The sequence below is a fragment of the Nocardia sp. CA-151230 genome (assembly GCF_050942175.1).
GTDB lineage: Bacteria > Actinomycetota > Actinomycetes > Mycobacteriales > Mycobacteriaceae > Nocardia.
The window spans coordinates 5,460,763-5,480,231 of record NZ_CP192061.1; the positions used below are offsets into that span (position 1 = coordinate 5,460,763).

The window sequence follows — 19,469 nt, forward strand, 5'->3', positions numbered from 1 at the left end:
CTGGTATGCGCAACGTCACGCGGACGCTTCGTGTTTCCGTGGCTACCGTCGCGGCCTTCGCGGCCGTTACGGCAACTGTGACCGGCTGCGGCTCCGACGACAAGGGTTCTTCGTCCTCGACCACCACCGTGTCGGCCACCGCCGCCGCGCCCACGCCGACCGCCGACGCCCTGCAGGGCGTGCTCACGGCCTTCGCCGACCCGGCCAAGCCGGCTGCCGACAAGGCCAAACTAGTCGTCGACGGCGACAAACGTCTCGGAAATATCGACACCATGAACCAGGGACTCGCGCATTACCAGGTCGGGTTCACCGTCGGTGAGATCAAGCAGGACGGCACCAAGGCCGACGCGAAGGTGTCGGTGACCTCGCCGCACGGCACCATGCCCGACGTCCCGATGACCTTCCAGTACAGCGACGGCGCGTGGAAGCTCTCCGACGCCGGCGCCTGCACCATCCTCGGCATGGCCCGCGCGGCCTGCCAGTAACCCACCCGCTCGAGTCCCGAAAGGCCTGTTCGTTCATGCTCGCTCGTTCCGTTCGCCTGTCCCTGGCCGTCGCCGCGGCCGCCGTCGCCCTCACCTCGGGCGCGGGCCTCGCCGGCGCCGACACCCCCGCGCCCTCCGCCGACGAATTGCAGTCGACGCTGACCCGCTTCACCGATCCGGCCGTGCCCGCCACCGACAAGGCGAACCTCATGGTCAACGGCGGTGCGCGCACCTCGAACATCGAGACGATGAACCGGGGCCTGGCCAACTACGGCAGCATCGGCTGGACGGTCTCGGGCGTGCAGGCCGGCGGCGACACCGCCAATGCCTCGGTCGCCATCGTCTCCCCGCACGGCACCATGCCCGGCGTGCCCATGAGCTGGCAGCACACCGACGCGGGCTGGCAGCTGTCGGAGAACACCGGCTGCACCATCCTGGCCATGGGCAAGGCGCCCTGCTGACGCCGCGAAACCGCTTCGCGATCGGCTGAATACTCGGCTGAATACGACGACGCGCCCCCGCCGTTCAGTGGCGGGGGCGCGTTCGTGTCGAGGCCGGATCCGGCGTCGAGAGATCTTCCCGGCGCGTGCTAGCCCTTCGACGGGCGGCGCTGGGGCTTGGGGGCGGTGACGCCGTCGGCGAGGCGGCGGGCCTTGACCAGGAAGGCGGTGTGGCCCTGCATGCGGTGTTCGGGGCGCACCGCGAGGCCGACCACGTGCCAGGGGCGGACCATGGATTCCCAGGCGGTGGGCTCGGTCCAGCAGCCCTGGCGGCGCAGGGCCTCGACCACCTCGGAGAGCTGGGTCGTGGTGGCCACGTAGGCGAGGAAGACGCCACCGGGGATGAGGGCCTTGGAGACGGCCTCGAGGGCGTCCCACGGCTTGAGCATGTCGAGGACGACGCGGTCGACCTGTTCGCCGGCGTAGTCCGCCACATCACCGAGGGTGAGTTCCCAGTTGGCGGGGCGTTCGCCGAAGAAGCGCTCGACGTTCTTGACCGCGTGCTCGGCGTGGTCGTCGCGGATCTCCCAGGAGATGACCTTGCCCTCGGGGCCGACCGCGCGCAGCAGCGAGCAGGTCAGCGCGCCCGAGCCGGCGCCGGCCTCCAGGACTTTCGCGCCGGGGAACATGTCGCCCTCGTGGACGATCTGGGCGGAGTCCTTGGGGTAGATGACCGCCGCGCCGCGCGGCATGGACAGCACGTAGTCGGTCAGCAGCGGGCGCAGGGCCAGGTAGGGGGTGCCCTTGGCGGAGTTCACCACGCAACCCTCGTCGGCGCCGATGAGGTCGTCGTGGTTGATGTGGCCGGCGTGGGTGTGGAATTCCTTGCCCGCCTCCAGGATCACCGTGAACTTGCGCCCCTTGGCGTCGGTCAGCTGTACCCGGTCACCGATCTGGAAAGGGCCGGTCCGTCTGGCCGTCATGAATCTCCGTTCTGCGTGGTTGTGGTGAAGTCGTGCGTCGCCGCGAATGTGCTGCGCCGGATTCGTGCGCACCTTGTCGGTGCCTGCGTTTAGCCTGCCAGGTATGTCGGTTGACGTGATCAGTACCCCGGAGACAGAGCGGTTCGCTCCCCGTGGCCCCGCCCTGTCCCCTTCGCGCGCAATCGATTTCAAGCAGTGCCCGTTGAAATACCGGCTGCGGGTCATCGACCAGATTCCGGAACCGCCCTCGCGGGCGGCGGTGCGCGGCACCGTGGTGCACGCCGTGCTCGAGGCGCTGTTCGGGCTGCCCGCCACCGAGCGGGATGCCGAGGCCGCGGCCGCCCTCGTCGAGCCCGCGTGGACGGGTGTGCGCGAGTCGAGGCCCGAGGTGGAGGCCCTGATTCCGGCCGAGGAGCTGCCCGGGTTCCTGGCCGAGGTGCGCAAGCTGGTGGGCGTGTACTTCCGGCTGGAGGATCCGTCCGGCTTCGATCCGGAGTCGTGCGAGACCTTCATCGAGGCCGACCTGCCCGACGGCACCCCGTTGCGCGGCATCGTGGACCGCATCGACCGCTCGGCCGACGGGGAACTGCACGTCATCGACTACAAGACCGGCCGGGCCCCGGGCCTCACCTACGAGACCCGGGCCCTGTTCCAGCTGAAGTTCTACGCCCTGGTCCTGCTGCGCACCCAGGGCCGGGCCCCGGCGGAACTGCGGCTGATGTACCTCGCCGACGGTGTCACCCTCACCTATGCGCCGGACCCGGAGGAACTGCTGCGCTTCGAGCGGATCCTGTCGGCGCTGTGGGCCGCCATCGTGACCGCCGCCGAAACCGGGGAGTTCCCGCCCAGCCCGAGCTGGCTGTGCGAGTACTGCGATTTCAAGCGACTATGCCCCGAATTCGGCGGCACCCCACCGCCTTTCCCGTCCGGCGAGGACGAGCCGGAGTCCGGCCCGTCCTGACCCGACCGGAATCAGAAGGCGCGGCAGGACCGGATGTCGGTGGCCAGGATCGCCTTGGCGCCCAGGTCCGCGAGCTGGTCCATGAGCTCGTTGCCGTTCTTGCGCGGCACCAGCGCGCGCACCGCGACCCACTCGGGATCGGTGAGCGGCGACACGGTCGGCGACTCCAGCCCGGGGGTGATCTTGACGGCCTCCTCGAGCAGCGCCTTGGGGCAGTCGTAGTCCAGCATCAGGTACTGCTGGGCGAAGACCACGCCCTGGATGCGGGCGACGAGCTGGTTGCGGGCCTTGTCGTTCTGGTCGGCGCCCTTGGCCTCGATGAGCACGCCCTCCGAGGAGCATAGCGATTCGCCGAAGGCGACCAGGTTGTGCTGGCGCAGGGTGCGGCCGGAGCCGACCACGTCGGCGATGGCGTCGGCGACACCGAGCTGGATGGAGATCTCGACCGCACCGTCGAGGCGGATCACCTCGGCCTCGATGCCGTGCTTGGCGAGGTCCGTCAGCACCAGGTTCGGGTAGGAGGTGGCGATGCGCTTGTCGTAGAGGTCCTCGACCTTCCATTCACGCCCGGCCGGGGCGGCATAGCGGAAGGTGGAGCGGCCGAAGCCGAGGGCGAGCCGTTCCTGCACGGGCGCACCGGAATCCAGGGCCAGGTCGCGGCCGGTGATGCCGAGGTCGAGCTCGCCGGAGCCGACGTAGATGGCGATGTCCTTGGGCCGCAGGAAGTAGAACTCGACCTGGTTGACCGGGTCCAGCACGCTCAGCTCACGGGAGTCGGTGCGCTTGCGGTAGCCCGCCTCGGACAGGATGGCGAGGGCGGATTCGGAGAGTGCGCCCTTGTTGGGGACGGCGACGCGAAGCATGGGAGGTCCTTTCGGAACGGGGAGGGAAGACGTGTCGACAGGGGGCTGAGCGAACGGTGCGCCGCATCCAGCCCTTGAACGGGCACAGCGTGCGGCACACCGGCGCGTCACAGATGTCGGTACACGTCCTCGAGCCGCAGCCCGCGGCCCACCATCAGCACCTGCACCCAGTAGAGCAGCTGCGAGATCTCCTCGGAGAGTTCCTCATCGCTCTGGTACTCGGCCGCGATCCAGACCTCGCCGGCTTCCTCGAGCACCTTCTTGCCCTGCGCATGCACGCCGGCGTCCAGGGCGGCGACGGTGCCCGACCCCTCGGGGCGGTTGGCGGCACGATCCTGCAGCTCGGCGAACAGGGCTTCGAAAGATTTCACGGGGAGTGATTCTTTCAGACGGGCGCACACTCCCCGCAATCGGTTATACGGTGAGCAGTTCGGCGAGTTCGGTGACGGCCCCGCGCAGCTGCTCGGCGAAGTCGTGCATCTGCTGGGCGACGTGCTTGGGCGTGGCCAGGTAGAGGTTCCAGCGGTCGGGCAGCAGCACGTAGGCGATGCCGATGCACTTGGGACTGGTGGAGCCGAACCCGAAGTACTGGATGTTCACCGACGGCGCGGAGCTGGTGCTCAGGTAGTCGTCGCGGGTGATGGTCCAGCCGGGACTGTCGTAGAAGGCCATCGGGGCCGTCGCGCCGAGCTGTTCGCCGCGGCGGCGCTGGATCCACTGCAGTTCCCACAGATGCTGTTCGGGGGCCTCGCCGCGCTGGCATTCCTGGGCGCGGCGCACGTGTGCCTCGGCGGCGGTGCGCAGGGCCACCAGTTTGCGGTCCCGGTCCACGGCCGGATCCTCCATGGCGGCAACGAAATCCAGCATCTCCGGGGTGATCACGCGCATGGCCTCGGTGCGGCCGTTGCGGAACTGGCGGGTGGCGATGGATTCGTAGGTAGCGCCGGTGAGGCCCTTGCTGCGGCGGTGCGCGAGCTGATAGCTCAGCTGTGCGAAGGCGTCCGGGGAGATGCCCAGCCGCTTGGCACGGTTGGTGCCGAAGTCGAACGACACCGTGGTGGTGGCGTTGTCGGCGGCGTACTGCGCGAAAGACGCGGCGGCGGAGGCGATCTCGGTCTTGGACTCCGGGCCGAGGACGAACTCGACGGGTTCGATGGCGGGCAGGCCCTGCGCCTGCGCACCCGACCGTTCGGCATGGTCGCCCACCGGCGCCTCGAGCAGGGTGTCGACGAAGGACAGGATGGTGGTGCCGTCCAGGCCGCAGTGCTCGACATTGATGCCGGCCTCGCCGTCGGCGAAGACGATGAACGACACCGACTTGTCGAACCAGCGGTTGCCGCTGTCGCCGTGCAGCAGCTGGTCGCAGGCGTGCAGGGTGTCACGGGGCGCGAAGTCCTCGAGACAGACGCAGAACAGCGCGGTCTCGATGGTGTCGAAGGCGGCGGCATTGGCCGGCCGCAGGGCCGCGTAGACCGGCGCCCAGTCGGCGCGGGCGAGGGTGGTGAGGTGCCCGGGCGAGGTGTTGGTGGCGGCGCGGCGCGCACCGGCCTTCATGACGGCGCGCAGGCCGTCGGTGAGGTCCTCGGGGGTGTAGGCGACGCCGCCGGGGCCGATGACGTCCATACGGAACATGGTGCCGCGGTAGAAGACCACGATGTGGCGGGCGTCCGAGGGTCCGGGCCAGTCGTCGCTGTAGGGCACCCGCACGGTGTCCTGCGGCGCGTCCGGTATGCGCGTCTCGGAGAACAGGAACTTGTTCTGCGCCATATTGAGTCGCGTGCCGCGCTGAGTGGCGGGCGGGATCTCCTCCTTGTCCAGGCGCAGCTTGTAGCCGACGGCCGCGGCGATGAGGGCGGCGGCGCGCTCGCTCTGGTCGGCGCTGGTCGAGGAGGCGAGGGCGGTGTCGTCGCGGAACAGGAAGAAGAAGTTCGCATTCAACGCGATCCGGTCGCGGCGGCCCAGGTAGCGGGAGGGCCAGAACTCGTCGAGCCAGCTGCCCACGCCCGGGGTCTCGTCGAACCGCTGCAGATCGGCGTGCAGGGTGCGGGCGGGGCTGTCGGGGCGCAGCAGATCCTCGACGGCGGCCGCGGTTGCGGCGTACTCGTCGGAGGTCAGCAGGGGCGCGCACCAGCGCAGGAAGCGGGTGCAGCTCTCCTCCAGGGTGGGCAGCGGGACGCGGGGCAGCTGCTCGTCGAAGGCGAAGGTGCTGTCGCTCAAGGGGTGTCCTCGTGGGGTCGTCGGATAGGGGCAACCTGGCTTTGCACACGCGTGACCGTCCCCCTGGCGGTCACAGCACCCATTCTTGTCATCGAAACCGTCCGAGCGCCAGGCTTTCGCCCGAAACCACACACGGTCCGGGCGGGATATTGATTTACTGCGCCACAATAGTTTTCATGCGAGTCCGGAGTCACTCGGGATCGCCGAGCCCCTTCAGCACCCGCGGCACCTCGTCGGCCTGCAGGTAGCAGCCGGACTGCTCGAATCCGCCGATGGTGTGGGTCTTGTAGTCGCCGTAGCCGATGCGCAGGAAGTCGTCGCCGCTGAGGCCGTGCACGGTCCAGTCGAAGGCCACGCGGGCGCGGGCGACCACCGTGCGCAGCGCCATCAGGTGGTAGCTGCGCGCAACGAATTGCGCTGGGACACCCCGCAATCCGATGCCGAGCGGCCGGGCCAGCGCGTCGCGGCCGCCGAGGTCGACGACCATGCCCAGATCCGGATGCCGGTAGGGCTCGGGCTGTCCGCCGCGCAGGGTGGCGAGCAGGTTCCTGGCCATGTGTTTGCCCTGGCGCATGGCGTGCTGGGCGGTGGGCGCGCACACCTTGTCGCCGCCCTCGGCCAGATCGGGCACCGCGGCAGAGTCGCCCATGGCCCACACCCCGGGCAGGCCGGGCACAGCGAGGTCGGCCTGGGCGATGATGCGCCCCTTGTCCGTTTCCGCACCGAGGTGCCCGGCCAGCGGGCTCGGGGTGACGCCGGCGGTCCACAGCACGGTGCGGGAGGGGATGAATCGCCCATTGGTGAGTTTCACCCCATTGGCCGTCACCTCCGCCGCCGACGCTCCGGAGATGAGTTCGATACCGCGTTCGGCCAGAATCCTTTTCGCCTCCGCGCCGAGGCGCTCCCCCAGCTCCGGCATGATGCGGTCGCCGTGGGTGACCAGATGCCACCGCACCATGCCCCGTTCGGGCTCGGGGAAGAACCGCTTGGCGGCGGCGTGGCAGACCTTGTTCAGGACCGCGGCGGTCTCGGTCCCGGCGTAGCCCGCACCGATGGTGACGAAGTTGAGCCGCTCCCGGTCGCCGTCCAGCCCGCCGCGCAGGGCGGCGACGTCCAGCTGCCGCAGCACATGGTCACGCAGGTACATGGCCTCCGGCAGGGTCTTCATGCCGAAGCCGTGTTCCTTGAGCCCGGGCACGTCCAGCACCCGGGTGATGGAGCCCGGGGCCAGGACGAGATGGTCGTACTCGAGGGCGGTTTCGCGGCCGGTGGATCGGCGCACCACCACCCGCCGGGTGTCGTGGTCCACCCCGACCGCCATGCCCGGCACCACCTCGGTGCGGCGCAGGATCCGGCGCAGCGACACCGAGACCGACCGAGGGTTGAGGGTGCCGGAGGCGACCTGTGGCAGCAGCGGGAGATACAGCAGTCCGGCATCGGGCGAGACGAGCTGGACGAACGCCTCGTCGGGCCGCACTCGGCGTTCCAGATATCGGGCGCACTCGACGCCCGCGAAACCACCGCCGACAATTACGATCTTCGCTGGTGCCACCGATTCACCGTAACAATCGCGGGGAGTTTTCAGGTGAATCCGGGATGTGAATTCGATGTGCGACGCGATCAATATTCGGTCGCAACGCTCACTTTCGGCCGGGACAGATACAGCTGGGCGTAGAGCCACCCGTCGGATTCGGCGCCGGCGGGGTCGATTCCGCTGCCCGCCAGGGTGTTCAGTACCCGCGCCTGCTCGTCCGCGGAGGCGAAGCGCCGCTGGCGGAACACGCCGGGTACGCGTTCGGTGCGATAGCCGAGGGTCTCGAGGTGGGCGGCGATGGGGTCGAAGGAGAACATTCGCAGCACGAAATGCGCCATCCAGGGCAGTTTTCCGCCGTGGGCGCGGGCCACCCGCAGCAGGGTGCGCTCGGAGATGTAGCCGACGCAGCCGGTGGAAATGACCAGGTCCGCGGCGGCGAGGGTGCTGCGCTGGGCCTCGGTGGGGTCGCCCGATTCCAGGTCGGCGTGCACGGCGTCCTGAAGGAAGCCGGCGGCGCCGGCGTAGTCGAGGGCGGGGCGGGAGGCGTCCATGCCGATGAAGCGGACGCCGGGGAGCTGATCCTGGGTGTGCAGCAGCTGCCGGTCACGATCGATGAGCGCGGCGGTGTCATCGGTGTCGCGGCCGCGGTACCGTGCGGCCAGGTCGGTCATGGTGATGTCCAGGCGCAGCAGGGCCGCGTTCACGCCGTAGGAGCAGCCGATGTCGAGGACGGCGGGGGTGGCGATGCCGGTGGCCGACCGATACTCCGCGAGTAATCGCTGGAAATGCGGCTTGGCCAATTCCGGTATCTGGTAATCCAATTCGGCCATGCGTGCGTAGTACTCGCGTGGATCGGGACGGTCGTAGATGTCGTCGAACGAGGCTTTTCCGGTGGAGCTGTGTAACGAAACCGGCACGCGCTGGTCCCCTCTCAATCGAGCAGTCGATCGCCGCGGACCTCACCGACGGCCAGATGATCCGGCAGTACCCGCCCGAACAGCTGCCGGGTCCGCTCGGCGGTGCCGATCAGTCCCGGGGCGTCGCTGTAGGCGAAGATCGCCGAATGCCGTTGCACCGTCCCGCCCACGGGCGCGACCCGGTGCAACGAGAATCTCCCCTGGAACAGCTGCAGATCCCCCGGCCGCAACTCCAGCCGCCGGATGAACCGCTCCCCCTCCTCGGTCAGCACGGCCCGCACATCCGCGAGGTTCTCCGCCTCCCGCGACCGGATGTTCGGGCAATACTCGAACACCCCACCGCATTCCGGCTCCTGCGTGAGCATGCTGACGGTGAACTCATTGGTATCGAAATGCCACGGATGCGACATTCCCGGCGCGACCACATTGAGACACAACCCCGCCAGCGGATCGGTGTACTCGTGCAGCTCGGCCAGCCCGAAGCAGTCCGCCACGAACCGCTGGAACCGGTGATCGGTGTACAGCCGCTGGATCAGCGCGTCCGCGGGAATGAGATCCCTTGCCACGAACGCATTCCCGCGGTGCAGCACGATCCGCCCCGGATGGTCCGGTGGGAGATCGGCATCGAGGGGAATGTTGTAGGCGTTGACGTCCTCCACGGTGTAATACGCGTGCGGAGCCAACGCCATCCCCTCGCTGCGCAAGGTGTTCAGCAGTTCGGGCCTGATGAACCCGCGCAACACGCAACATCCATCCGCGGCCAGCTCGGCCCGCGCCGCCCCCACCGCAGCCAGCCACTCCGCACTTCCCGGCGAGTCCAGCGGATACCTTCCGACATCCACCCCGGGCACCGGCTCCCCGCCCGCCGCCGCATCGGCTTCCCACGAGTCTGCCCGACCCCCGACCGCAACCATGCGGCCCATTCTTGCCGCTCGAACGCCCGACACGCCCGAGTTCCACTCCGATTGTGAATACTCACCATTCCTGCGCCCCAGCAGGTTTCATGCGGTAGGGGTCATCCGCTTCATGGCAGCCACCATCGACCGTCGCGACTCTACGCCACCCGGATCAGCCGATATCCACCGCCCGGGCGAGTCCAATCCCACACCGGCGTGACGCGGAGTTCGGGCGGTTGATTCCGGTTGCGCTACAACCGGATTCATGACAGTTGACAACGCTGCTCAACGGAGTACACCGGTAGTGAGAGGACCGGCGCGATGGGCAGTCAGGGATCGTGGGAGACCATCAACCGGGCGCTGAATCGGGTGTCCGGGCCGGGGAGGCGCGGCACCGAGTGGACTACCTATCTGTGTCCGGTTCACGAGGCGGATGGGCGGCGGCATCGGCCTTCACTGGGGGTCGTGTACAACCGGCAGCGGCAGCGGACGGTCGTCCGGTGTTTCGCCGGGTGTTCGGACGAGGAGGTGCTGGAGCGGCTCGGGCTGCGGGTGCGGGACCTTTTCGATGCGCCGGCGGAGCGGCGGGAGTCGCTGACGCGGGGGACGGTGGAGACGGGGCTGGTGGATCGGGCGATATTGGCTGCGGGGCTGGCACTTTCGGTGCACAAGCATGACTTCGGTCCGCCGATCGGACGGTCGCGGCGGGTGGCAGCGTATATCTACCGGTGGCCGGATGGCAGTCCGGCGGGGTGCGTGTTCCGGGTTCGGACGCTGCATCGGCGGGGGTATGTGAAGAGCTTCTATCAGCAGCGTCGGACCGAAACCGGTTGGGAGTACGGCGGATTCGAGCGTCTTCCGTTCCACTTGCCGGAGGTGATCGACGCCGTGGAGGACGGCCGTGACATCGTCGTCTGCGAGGGCGAGGCGGATGTTCTCACTGCCACGCGTGCCGGGTTGACCGCCACCTGCAATGCGGGCGGGGCGAACGCGTGGCATCGGGAGCATGCCGAATGGCTACGCGGTGCGCATCGGGTGTGGGTGGTCGCCGATCGGGATGCGCCCGGGTATCGGCATGCGGCGAAAGTGGCCGAGTCACTGGTCGATTGCGTGGATGAGCTGCGGGTGGTGCAGGCGCGGGACGGGAAGGATCTCACCGATCACTGCAACGCGGGGCATCAGGTGTCGGAACTGGATCCGGTGCCCGTGCTGGACGAGCACTATCGCGAGCGGTGAGCACGGTCGCGGGCGGTCACTCGGCCGGTGGTGACGGCACGCTGGTAGCGGTCGATCAGGGTGCGGAGAGCGGCGACCAGTTCGGGGGAATCGACGATGTCGAAGTCGGCGTCGAGCAGACCCAGGTAGAGGGCGAGCATTTCCGGGTGGTCGGAGCCGGGCTCGAAGGCGCAGCGGTTGTCGCCGAGTTCCTCGATGTCGATGGGGATGGGGATGCGGGCGCGGACATGGGCGGCGGGGGCGTGCACGATCACGCGGGCACGGAAATGCCACGTCGCCGAGCCGATTCCGCGTTCGACGTAGGACGCGATCTCCGAGTCGGGTGGCAGGGGGCGCGGAGTGAAGCGCGGTCCGGCCGGTGTGCGCGGGTCCATGCGGTCGACACGGAAGGTGCGCCAGTCGCCGCGGTCGAGATCCCAGGCCAGCAGGTACCAGCGCTGGCGGTGGTTGACGAGACGGTACGGCTCGACCGCGCGCCGGGAGGATGTGCCCGCGTGGGTCCGATAGTCGAACCGCAGGCGTTCGTGGTCGCGGCATGCGGCGGCAATGGCGGTCAGCGTGTCGGCGCCGACCCGGGGCCCGCGCATCGGAACAGGCAGCGCGTGCTGGAAGGCACTGACCCGATGCCGCAGCCGCGACGGCAGGATCTGCTGCAGTTTCGTCAGCGCGCGCAGCGATGTCTCCTCGATGCCGAGGACCGAACCGCTTGCGGCGGTGCGTAATCCGACGGCCACGGCGACGGCCTCGTCATCGTCGAGCAGCAGCGGCGGCAACGCGCCACCGGTGCCGAGCCGGTATCCCCCGTCCACTCCGGGCCGCGCTTCCACCGGATAGCCGAGCTCACGCAGCCGATCCATGTCCTTGCGGATCGTGCGCGGGGTGACCTCGAGCCGTGCGGCGAGTTCGGCCCCGGTCCAGTCGCGCCGGGATTGCAGCAGCGACAGCAGCCGCAGCAGGCGGGCGGAGGTCTCCAACATTGCTCGATGGTATCCGCGCATTGCGGAACGAACTGTTTCGCAATGATCCATACCGTGGTGTCGAGCGGAAGATGAAGAGCCTCCGGCGAGGTTCTCCCGAGTGAACGGAACAGCCTGATGAGCACCGAGATTCGCCCCTTCACCCTCGAGGTCCCCCAGTCCGACCTGGACTATCTGCACGACCGCCTGGACCGCGCGCGCTGGGCCGCCCAGCTGCCCGGCACCGGCTGGGAGCGCGGCATTCCCGAAACCGCCCTGCACGAGCTGGCCGACTATTGGCGCACCGAATTCGATTGGCGCGCACAGGAAGCCAAGCTCAATGCCTTCCCCCAGTTCACCACCGAGATCGACGGCCAGCGCATCCACTTCCTGCATGTCCGCTCCGAGCGCCCCGACGCCCGGCCGCTGCTGATCACCCACGGATTCCCCAGCTCGATCGCCGAGTTCATGGGACTCATCGGCCTGCTCACCGACCCGGCCGAGGGCCCGGCCTTCCACGTGATCGCCCCATCCCTGCCCGGCTATACCCTGTCCACGCCGCTGAGCGCCATCGGCTGGACCATGGCCCGCGCCGCCCGCGCGTGGATCGAGCTCATGGCCCGCCTGGGATACGGCCGCTACGGCGTGCACGGCGGCGATGTCGGCGGCGGCGTCTCGGGTCTGGTCGCGGCCCTGGACCCCGAGCACGTCACCGGCGTCCATGTGGTCACCGACCCGCTCACCGCCGCCAATGTCGCGACCTTCCTGCCCGGTATGGCCGACGGCCTGGACCCCGACGACCCGATCGACAAGGTCATCCTGGACCGGATGGACGCCTTCCGCCGCGAGGGTTCCGGCTACCTGGCCATCCAGAATTCCCGCCCGCAGACCATCGGCTACGGTCTGGTCGACTCCCCCCTGCTCCAATTGGCCTGGATCGCCGAGAAATTCGAGGCGTGGACCGACCTCCCCATCGACCGCGACCAACTCCTCACCACCGTCAGCCTCTACTGGTTCACCGGCTCCGGCGCCTCCGCCGCCCACACCCTCTACGAGCAGTCCCACTCCACCGAATGGGGCGCGCCCCCGTCGGTCCCCCAGGGCTTCGCGATCTTCGGCGCGGACGAGACCGTCCGCCGCGTCGTCCCCGCCCCCGCCGACGCCCACTGGACCGAATTCGAACGCGGCCTGCACTTCCCGGCCATGGAGGCCCCCGCCAACCTGGCCCGCGACCTGCAGACCTTCTTCGGCCCTCTGCGCTGACCCCTAAAACGTGAACCGGCCCGGCGATGCCGCCGGGCCGGTTCTTGTCACTCCGACGCCATCCGCCGATCCAGCTCCGCCACCAGCCGTTTCGCCGCCACCACCCGATAGGCGTCCTCGACGATCTCCCCGATCTCGTCCCACTCCACGGCCGTGTCCAGATACACGCCCAGCCACCCGCGGTGGCCCACATACGGCGGCCGGAAGAACCGCTCCGGCTCGACGGCCACCAGCTCCTCCTGTACCCCCGCCGGTGCCGCACACCAGAATCCGACCCGCTCGTCATGATGATGATCCGCGAACATCACGAACATCTTCTTCCCACCCGCGAACCAGCACGGCTCCCCGTGACTGACCCGCTCGGTCACCTCGGGCAGCCCGGTGCACACACTCCGCAGCAAGGCCAGCACGCTCTCCATATCCGCAGGCTAGGCGACGAACGACCCGCAGCCTTGGACGAATGGGAACCCCGGCGGCTCTATCGGGTCCGGAGTCAGGCGATTCCGGCGGGGACGAGATCTCCGAGGTCGGTCATGGTCAGCCCGACCAGGCTCTCGCGGAAGGTCCGGCCCGGGGCGTCCGGGACCGCGACCTCGCACGGCACCACCAGCAGCGCACAGCCGGCGGCCTGGGCGGCGATCGAGCCGGTGGGCGAATCCTCGATGGCGACCGCGTTTTCCGGCGCGACGCCGAGAAGTTCGGCGGCTCGGAGATAGACGTCCGGGGCGGGCTTGCCGTGGGGCACCTCGTCGGCGCAGACGGTGGCGCCGAAGAACTCGCGGCCGATGGTGTTCAGGCCGTACTCCGTCAGCGACCGCTTGGTGTTGGTGACCAGGGCCATCGGAATGCCTGCGGCCTGCACCATTTCCAGCGCTTCACGCGCGCCGGGACGCCAGGGCACCGGGCCGTGGAACAGCTCGGTGACCCGTCGCTCCATCCAGTCCGAGGCCGTGGCGACGGCCTCGATGGTGTGCTCGATACCCAAGCCCTCGAACAGAATCCGGAAGGCGTTCGGGCCGGACGCGCCGATCAGTGCGTGCCGGACCGTGTCGGTCAGCTCTCTCCCGTACTCGCCGGCCAGTTCGCGCAATGCCATGTCCCAGAGCTTTTCCGAGTCCAGCAGCGTTCCGTCCATGTCCCACAACACCGCGTCCAACCGCGCCACCGACTCGAACTCCTTCCACACCACCTGAACCAAAATCGGCTCCGCCACGGGGCGGAGCCGGTTCAGCCTATCGGGGATCGATCACAGACCCGAGGCCGCGATCATCAGGTGCCCGGTCGAGGAGTCGACCTGGATCCACCGGTTCTCGGTGGACACCTGCCCGTTCTTGGACACGTAGGTCAGCGCCACCACCGCCCGGTTGTCGCCGTTGGGTGTGACCGCGCCCACGCTCACCGACGAGATGCCGCCCCAGAACTGCGCGTACGCGTTGTAGCCGCCCGTGGAGGCCTGGTAGCCGGGCGACAGCATCGACCACGCACCGCTGACATTGCCGGGGAGCATGCCGTAGTAGCCCTGGATGAACGAGGCCATCGAGGCCGCGGACGGCGGGCCGAACGGTGTCGTCGAGGAGGGCGGCACTGTGGTCGTACTCGGCCGGCCCGAGGAGGTGGGCGCCACCGACGATGTCGGCGCGGGCGTGGTGGTCGGGGCGTGGGTGGCCGCACCCGCCTCGCCGCTGCGCGCGGGCTGCTGGGTGCCGCCGTCGGCCTGGCCCATATTGTCCGGAGAGGTGGCCGGAATCGGCGAGGCCGCCGAGGTGGCCGAGCCGCCGTTGTTCGCCAGCGGCTGGTTGCCGCCACCGCTGTTGTGGCTGACCGACACGGCGATCACGACGGCCACGACGAGCGCGGCCACCGCGCCGGCCGCCACCAGCACCAGCCGGCGCGGATTCCGGTCCGCGCCACCGGTTTTCGCTCCCCCGGTCGCGCCCGGCGGCGGCGTGCCCGGCACCGTCCCGCGCGGCGGCGACACATCCCTGGCCATGTCGACGTGCACGGTGGCGTCGGTGGCATTGCTGGGCGCGCCGCTGTGCGAGGTCGACATCACCGTCGTGGCGGCCGAACCGTCCACGGCGGCAGCGGCACTCATCGCGGGCAGCACCTTGGTCTGCTGGATCGGCGCGGCCGGGGCCCGCCCCTCCGCCACCGCCTGCAGCCGTTCCGCCGCCTGCACCATGGTCGGCCGGTCCGCGCCCTCGGCCGCGAGCAGGTCCATCAGCACCGGCGCGAGGGCCGCGGCATGGGTCGGCGGCGGCACCTGGGCGCGCGCCACCGAGTGCAGCACCGCCAGGGGGTTGTCGCCCTCACCGAAGGGCGGTTTCCCCTCGACCGCCGCGTAAAGCGTTGAGCCCAGCGCGAACACATCGGAGGTCGGCTCCGGGTTCTCGCCCCGCGCCACCTCCGGCGACAGGTAGGCGGGCGTGCCCGCCAGGAACCCCGTGGAGGTGACAGTCACGTCCCCGGTGGCCCGCGAGATGCCGAAGTCGGTGATCTTCACCGTCCCGTCGTCGGCCACCAGGATGTTGGCGGGCTTGACATCCCGGTGCACGATCCCGGCCTTGTGGGCTGCGGCCAGCGCATCGGCCACCTTGGCCCCGATCCGCGCCACCTCGACCGGCTCGAGTCGCCCCTTCTCCCGCATGAGCGCCGCCAGGCTGACGGCGTCCACGTATTCCATGACGAGCCAGGGCTGGCCGTCCTCCTCCGCCACGTCGAACACGGTGACGGCGTTGGGATGATGCAGTCGCGCCGCGATCCGTCCCTCACGCATCGCCCGCATCCTGGCCTCGACGGCCTGCGACCGGGTCAGCCCCGGTGTCAGCAGCAATTGCTTGACCGCGACCGTGCGCCGCAGCCGAACATCGGTCGCGCGCCACACGACCCCCATTGCACCGGTGCCGATCGGATCCGTTAGCCGGTACCGCCCCGCAATCAGCCGGTCTGCGCTCATGTGGTTGTGCCCCTCCTGCTGGCTTTCGCGCCGAGCACCCCTGCAACTCTGCGCGAAAGCCCGGAAATCTGGTGAGAATATTAAGCGTTGAAGTACTTGGCTTCCGGGTGCAGCAGTACGAACGCATCCGTGGACTGCTCCGGATGCAGTTGCAACTCCTCGGACAAGATCACTCCGATCCGGCCGGCGTCCAGCAGCTCCACGAGTTTGGCCCGATCCTCGAGATCCGGGCAGGCACCGTAGCCGAACGAGTACCGTGCGCCACGGTATCCGAGTTTGAAGTAATCCAACACATCGGCGGGATCCTCGTCGGCGACCGAATGTCCTTCCAGTGTGAGCTCTTCCCGAATCCGGCGGTGCCAAAACTCGGCGAGTGCCTCGGTGAGTTGCACGCCGATGCCGTGCACCTCGAGGTAGTCGCGGTAATTGTCGCCCGCGAACAGCACATTGGCGAAGTCGGCAATGGGCTTACCCATGGTGACCAGCTGGAACGGCAGCACATCCACCTGACCGGTCTGCTTCGCGTGCTCGCGCGAGCGAATGAAATCGGCGATGCAGAGGAACCGGTCGCGTTGCTGACGCGGGAATGTGAACCGGAAGCGTTCCGGCGCATCGGGATTCGGCTCGGTGAGAACAATCACATCGTCGCCCTCGGACACGGCCGGGAAATAGCCGTACACCACCGCGGCGTGCTGCAGCACACCCTCGGCGGTCAGCCGGTCCAGCCAGTACCGCAGGCGCGGACGGCCTTCGGTCTCCACCAGCTCCTCGTAGGAGGGCCCCTCGCCGCCGCGCTGGCCGCGCAGGCCCCACTGACCCAGGAACAGCGCCCGCTCGTCGAGCAGGCTCGAGTACTCGTTGACCGACAGGCCCTTCACGATGCGCGAACCCCAGAACGGCGGCGTCGGCACCGGCAGCTCCGCGGCCACATCCGAGCGCTCGGGCACCTCGACCTGCACCTCGACGGCCTTGCGCTGCTCGGCGATCCGCTTGGACCGCTCGTGGCGGGCCTTGCGCTCGGCGGCCTTCTCCCGGGCGGCGATGGCCTCCGGAGAATCCGGGTCGGCCGCGCCGCCGCGCTTGACGGTCATGATCTCGTCCATGAGCCGCAGGCCCTCGAAGGCGTCACGCGCGTAGTGCACCTCGCCGTCGTAGACCGCGGTGAGATCGTTCTCCACGTACGCGCGGGTCAGTGCCGCGCCGCCCAGGAGCACCGGGAACTGTTCCGCGACACCGCGGCTGTTGAGCTCCTCGAGGTTCTCCTTCATGACCACGGTGGACTTCACCAGCAGCCCGGACATGCCGATGACATCGGCCTTCTTGTCCACGGCGGCATCCAGGATCGTCGAAATCGGTTGCTTGATACCGAGATTCACGACCTCGTAGCCATTGTTGGACAGAATGATGTCCACCAGGTTCTTGCCGATGTCGTGCACGTCGCCCTTGACGGTGGCCAGCACGATGCGGCCCTTGCCGGAATCGTCGGTGGCCTCCATGTGCGGTTCCAGGTAGGCGACCGCGGTCTTCATGGTCTCGGCCGACTGCAGCACGAACGGCAGCTGCATCTGCCCCGAACCGAACAGCTCGCCAACGGTTTTCATGCCCGCCAGCAGCGTCTCGTTGATGATCTGCAGCGGCGGCACCTCGGCCATGGCGGCATCCAGATCGGCGTCCATGCCGGCCTTCTCGCCGTCCACGATGCGCCGCTCGAGCCGCTCGAACAGCGGCAGCGCCGCCAGTTCCTCGGCTCGCGACGCCTTCGACGAGGCCGCCGACACGCCCTCGAACAGCGCCATCAGCTTCTGCAGCGGGTCGTAGTCCTCGGTGCGCCGGTCGTAGACCAGATCCAGCGCCGTCTGCCGCTGCTCCTCCGGAATCCGCGACATGGGCAGGATCTTCGAGGCGTGCACGATGGCCGAATCCAAGCCCGCCTCGACGCATTCGTTCATGAACACCGAGTTGAGCACCTGCCGCGCGGCCGCGTTCAGGCCGAAGGAGATGTTGGAAAGCCCCAGCGTGGTCTGCACATTCGGGTGCCGCTTCTTGAGTTCACGGATGGCCTCGATGGTTTCGAGGCCGTCGCGCCGCGACTCCTCCTGGCCGGTGCCCAGGGTGAAGGTCAGCGTGTCGATGATGATGTCGGACTCGTCGAGCCCCCAGTTGCCGGTGATGTCGGCGATGAGGCGCTCGGCGATCTCCACCTTCTTCTCGGCGGTGCGCGCCTGGCCCTCCTCGTCGATGGTCAGCGCCACCACGGCCGCACCATGTTCGGCGACCAGCGCCATGGTCTGCTGGAACCGCGAATCCGGCCCGGCGCCGTCCTCGTAGTTCACCGAGTTGATGGCGCAGCGCCCGCCCAGGTGTTCCAAACCGGCCTTCAGCACCGGGGTCTCGGTGGAGTCCAGCATGATCGGCAGGGTGGACGCGGTCGCCAGCCGGGAGGCCAGCTCGGTCATGTCGGCGGTGCCGTCGCGGCCCACGTAGTCCACGCACAGGTCCAGCATGTGGGCGCCGTCGCGGGTCTGATCCTTGGCGATGTCCAGGCACTTCTGCCAGTCGCCGGCCAGCATGGCGTCCCGGAAAGCCTTGGAGCCGTTGGCATTCGTGCGCTCACCGATCATCAGGACCGAGGCGTCCTGCTCGAACGGCACCGAGCTGTAGATCGACGAGACGCTCGGCTCGTGCACCGGATCCCGCTTGGCCTGCTGGACCTCGCGCACCGCCTCGGCCACCTGCCGGATGTGCTCGGGCGTGGTGCCACAGCAGCCACCGACCAGCGACAACCCGAACTCGGACACGAACTGGCTCAGCGCGACCGCCAGCTCCTCCGGCGTGAGCGGGTATTCCGCGCCGTTCGCACCCAGGATCGGCAGACCGGCGTTCGGCATGACCGACACCGGCAGCTGCGCGTGCTTGGACAGATGCCGCAGATGCTCGCTCATCTCGTCCGGACCGGTGGCGCAGTTCAGCCCGATCATGTCGATGCCGAGCTTCTCGAGTGCGGTCAGCGCCGCACCGATCTCGGAGCCGACCAGCATGGTGCCGGTGGTCTCCATGGTCACGTGCGTGATGATCGGGATCCGGCGCCCGGCCTGGTCCATGGCCCGGTGACTGCCGGTGACCGCGGCCTTGACCTGCAGCAGGTCCTGGCAGGTCTCGATCAGGATGGCGTCGGCGCCGCCGTCGAGCATGCCGAGCGCGGCCTCGCTGTAGGCGTCGCGCAGGGCGGCGTAGGGCGCGTGGCCCAGGGTCGGCAGCTTGGTGCCCGGGCCCATGGAACCCAGCACGTACCGGGGAGTCCCGTCGGCGGACGGCCCCATCTCGTCGGCCACCTCGCGGGCGAGGCGGGTACCGCGCTCGGACAGGTCGCGAATGCGGTCGGCGATGTCGTAATCGGCCAGGTTGGGCAGATTGCACCCGAAGGTATTGGTCTCGACGGCATCGGCGCCGGCCTCGAAGTAGGCCCGGTGGATATGGCGCAGCACGTCGGGGCGGGTGTCGTTGAGGATTTCGTTGCATCCCTCGAGGCCGCGGAAATCGTCGAGAGTGAGATCCGCGGCCTGCAGCATCGTGCCCATCGCACCGTCCCCGATCACGACACGCCGTCTGAGCGTGTCCAAGAGGGTGGTGTCGAATTCGGCGCGGCTGCGTACAGACATGTACTCAAGAGTAGTGGGAGACGCCGACAATCCCTGCGCCGGTGTGGGGTGCTACCCCAACTCCCACATTGCGCGTCGCATGCACACTGTGTCTACGCACACC

17 protein-coding genes are annotated in these 19,469 nt (G+C 68.8%); 5 read left to right on the top strand and 12 right to left on the bottom strand.

Annotated elements, in window-relative coordinates:
* Positions 1–38: 38 nt before the first annotated feature.
* Both ACQP1O_RS25945 and ACQP1O_RS25950 read left to right on the top strand, forming a co-directional pair.
* Positions 39–485: a hypothetical protein gene (locus ACQP1O_RS25945; protein WP_433561065.1), complete on the top strand. Its 447-nt coding sequence runs from the start codon at positions 39–41 to the stop codon at positions 483–485.
* A gap of 35 nt (positions 486–520) precedes the next feature.
* Positions 521–946 carry a hypothetical protein gene (locus ACQP1O_RS25950; RefSeq protein ID WP_433561066.1) on the top strand — a complete coding sequence of 142 codons (426 nt, stop codon included), beginning with the start codon at positions 521–523 and terminating at the stop codon, positions 944–946.
* Positions 947–1,074: 128 nt separating this feature from the next.
* Here the strand turns inward: ACQP1O_RS25950 and ACQP1O_RS25955 are convergent, their stop codons facing one another.
* Positions 1,075–1,908 (bottom strand): tRNA (adenine-N1)-methyltransferase, encoded by an 834-nt coding sequence (locus ACQP1O_RS25955; RefSeq protein ID WP_354832098.1) that lies wholly within the window; start codon positions 1,906–1,908, stop codon positions 1,075–1,077.
* 103 nt (positions 1,909–2,011) lie between these two features.
* Between ACQP1O_RS25955 and ACQP1O_RS25960 the strand changes: the two genes are divergently transcribed.
* Complete coding sequence (locus ACQP1O_RS25960) at positions 2,012–2,869, top strand: RecB family exonuclease (protein ID WP_433561067.1); 858 nt, start codon at positions 2,012–2,014, stop codon at positions 2,867–2,869.
* Positions 2,870–2,880: 11 nt separating this feature from the next.
* Here ACQP1O_RS25960 and hisG read toward each other — a convergent pair whose 3' ends face one another.
* The 6 genes from hisG to ACQP1O_RS25990 all read right to left on the bottom strand — a co-directional run bounded on the left by hisG (position 2,881) and on the right by ACQP1O_RS25990 (position 9,314).
* A complete protein-coding gene (hisG, locus tag ACQP1O_RS25965) occupies positions 2,881–3,732 on the bottom strand; it encodes an ATP phosphoribosyltransferase (protein ID WP_433561068.1) in 852 nt (283 codons plus the stop codon).
* Between the two features lie 107 nt (positions 3,733–3,839).
* Positions 3,840–4,103, bottom strand: a complete 264-nt coding sequence (locus ACQP1O_RS25970; protein ID WP_033085388.1) for a phosphoribosyl-ATP diphosphatase — start codon at positions 4,101–4,103, stop codon at positions 3,840–3,842.
* Positions 4,104–4,146: 43 nt separating this feature from the next.
* Positions 4,147–5,949 (bottom strand): choline/carnitine O-acyltransferase, encoded by a 1,803-nt coding sequence (locus tag ACQP1O_RS25975; RefSeq protein ID WP_433561069.1) that lies wholly within the window; start codon positions 5,947–5,949, stop codon positions 4,147–4,149.
* 190 nt (positions 5,950–6,139) lie between these two features.
* Positions 6,140–7,501 carry an NAD(P)/FAD-dependent oxidoreductase gene (locus ACQP1O_RS25980; protein ID WP_433561070.1) on the bottom strand — a complete coding sequence of 454 codons (1,362 nt, stop codon included), beginning with the start codon at positions 7,499–7,501 and terminating at the stop codon, positions 6,140–6,142.
* Positions 7,502–7,569: 68 nt separating this feature from the next.
* Positions 7,570–8,400, bottom strand: a complete 831-nt coding sequence (locus ACQP1O_RS25985) for a class I SAM-dependent methyltransferase (protein WP_433561071.1) — start codon at positions 8,398–8,400, stop codon at positions 7,570–7,572.
* A 14-nt stretch (positions 8,401–8,414) separates the two neighbouring features.
* Positions 8,415–9,314, bottom strand: a complete 900-nt coding sequence (locus ACQP1O_RS25990; RefSeq protein WP_433561072.1) for a HalD/BesD family halogenase — start codon at positions 9,312–9,314, stop codon at positions 8,415–8,417.
* A 303-nt stretch (positions 9,315–9,617) separates the two neighbouring features.
* On the opposite strand from ACQP1O_RS25990, the gene ACQP1O_RS25995 reads away from it, so the two are divergent.
* Positions 9,618–10,532 carry a toprim domain-containing protein gene (locus ACQP1O_RS25995; RefSeq protein ID WP_433561073.1) on the top strand — a complete coding sequence of 305 codons (915 nt, stop codon included), beginning with the start codon at positions 9,618–9,620 and terminating at the stop codon, positions 10,530–10,532.
* On the opposite strand, the gene ACQP1O_RS26000 is transcribed toward ACQP1O_RS25995, so the two are convergent.
* Positions 10,517–11,509, bottom strand: a complete 993-nt coding sequence (locus ACQP1O_RS26000; RefSeq protein WP_433561074.1) for a helix-turn-helix transcriptional regulator — start codon at positions 11,507–11,509, stop codon at positions 10,517–10,519. The genes ACQP1O_RS25995 and ACQP1O_RS26000 overlap by 16 nt on opposite strands.
* A gap of 117 nt (positions 11,510–11,626) precedes the next feature.
* Between ACQP1O_RS26000 and ACQP1O_RS26005 the strand changes: the two genes are divergently transcribed.
* Positions 11,627–12,751 (top strand): epoxide hydrolase family protein, encoded by a 1,125-nt coding sequence (locus ACQP1O_RS26005; RefSeq protein ID WP_433561075.1) that lies wholly within the window; start codon positions 11,627–11,629, stop codon positions 12,749–12,751.
* Positions 12,752–12,798: 47 nt separating this feature from the next.
* Here ACQP1O_RS26005 and ACQP1O_RS26010 read toward each other — a convergent pair whose 3' ends face one another.
* The 4 genes from ACQP1O_RS26010 to metH form a co-directional block, all read right to left on the bottom strand.
* Positions 12,799–13,170, bottom strand: coding sequence for an MmcQ/YjbR family DNA-binding protein (locus tag ACQP1O_RS26010; protein WP_433561076.1), 372 nt, complete (start codon positions 13,168–13,170; stop codon positions 12,799–12,801).
* A gap of 74 nt (positions 13,171–13,244) precedes the next feature.
* Positions 13,245–13,940: an HAD family hydrolase gene (locus ACQP1O_RS26015; RefSeq protein ID WP_433561077.1), complete on the bottom strand. Its 696-nt coding sequence runs from the start codon at positions 13,938–13,940 to the stop codon at positions 13,245–13,247.
* 57 nt (positions 13,941–13,997) lie between these two features.
* Positions 13,998–15,707, bottom strand: a complete 1,710-nt coding sequence (locus ACQP1O_RS26020) for a serine/threonine-protein kinase (protein ID WP_433561078.1) — start codon at positions 15,705–15,707, stop codon at positions 13,998–14,000.
* Positions 15,708–15,787: 80 nt separating this feature from the next.
* Positions 15,788–19,366: a methionine synthase gene (gene metH, locus ACQP1O_RS26025; RefSeq protein WP_433561079.1), complete on the bottom strand. Its 3,579-nt coding sequence runs from the start codon at positions 19,364–19,366 to the stop codon at positions 15,788–15,790.
* Positions 19,367–19,469 lie beyond the last annotated feature (103 nt).

What these genes read in the sequence shown, in the direction of transcription:
- ACQP1O_RS25990 (WP_433561072.1), bottom strand. Translation starts at nt 9,314, where the DNA reads ATGGTTGCGGTCGGGGGTCGGGCAGACTCGTGGGAAGCCGATGCGGCG.
- ACQP1O_RS26000 (WP_433561074.1), bottom strand. Translation starts at nt 11,509, where the DNA reads ATGTTGGAGACCTCCGCCCGCCTGCTGCGGCTGCTGTCGCTGCTGCAA.
- metH (WP_433561079.1), bottom strand. Translation starts at nt 19,366, where the DNA reads ATGTCTGTACGCAGCCGCGCCGAATTCGACACCACCCTCTTGGACACG.
- ACQP1O_RS25950 (WP_433561066.1), top strand. Translation starts at nt 521, where the DNA reads ATGCTCGCTCGTTCCGTTCGCCTGTCCCTGGCCGTCGCCGCGGCCGCC.
- ACQP1O_RS26005 (WP_433561075.1), top strand. Translation starts at nt 11,627, where the DNA reads ATGAGCACCGAGATTCGCCCCTTCACCCTCGAGGTCCCCCAGTCCGAC.
- hisG (WP_433561068.1), bottom strand. Translation starts at nt 3,732, where the DNA reads ATGCTTCGCGTCGCCGTCCCCAACAAGGGCGCACTCTCCGAATCCGCC.
- ACQP1O_RS25955 (WP_354832098.1), bottom strand. Translation starts at nt 1,908, where the DNA reads ATGACGGCCAGACGGACCGGCCCTTTCCAGATCGGTGACCGGGTACAG.
- ACQP1O_RS25960 (WP_433561067.1), top strand. Translation starts at nt 2,012, where the DNA reads ATGTCGGTTGACGTGATCAGTACCCCGGAGACAGAGCGGTTCGCTCCC.
- ACQP1O_RS25995 (WP_433561073.1), top strand. Translation starts at nt 9,618, where the DNA reads ATGGGCAGTCAGGGATCGTGGGAGACCATCAACCGGGCGCTGAATCGG.
- ACQP1O_RS26020 (WP_433561078.1), bottom strand. Translation starts at nt 15,707, where the DNA reads ATGAGCGCAGACCGGCTGATTGCGGGGCGGTACCGGCTAACGGATCCG.
- ACQP1O_RS26010 (WP_433561076.1), bottom strand. Translation starts at nt 13,170, where the DNA reads ATGGAGAGCGTGCTGGCCTTGCTGCGGAGTGTGTGCACCGGGCTGCCC.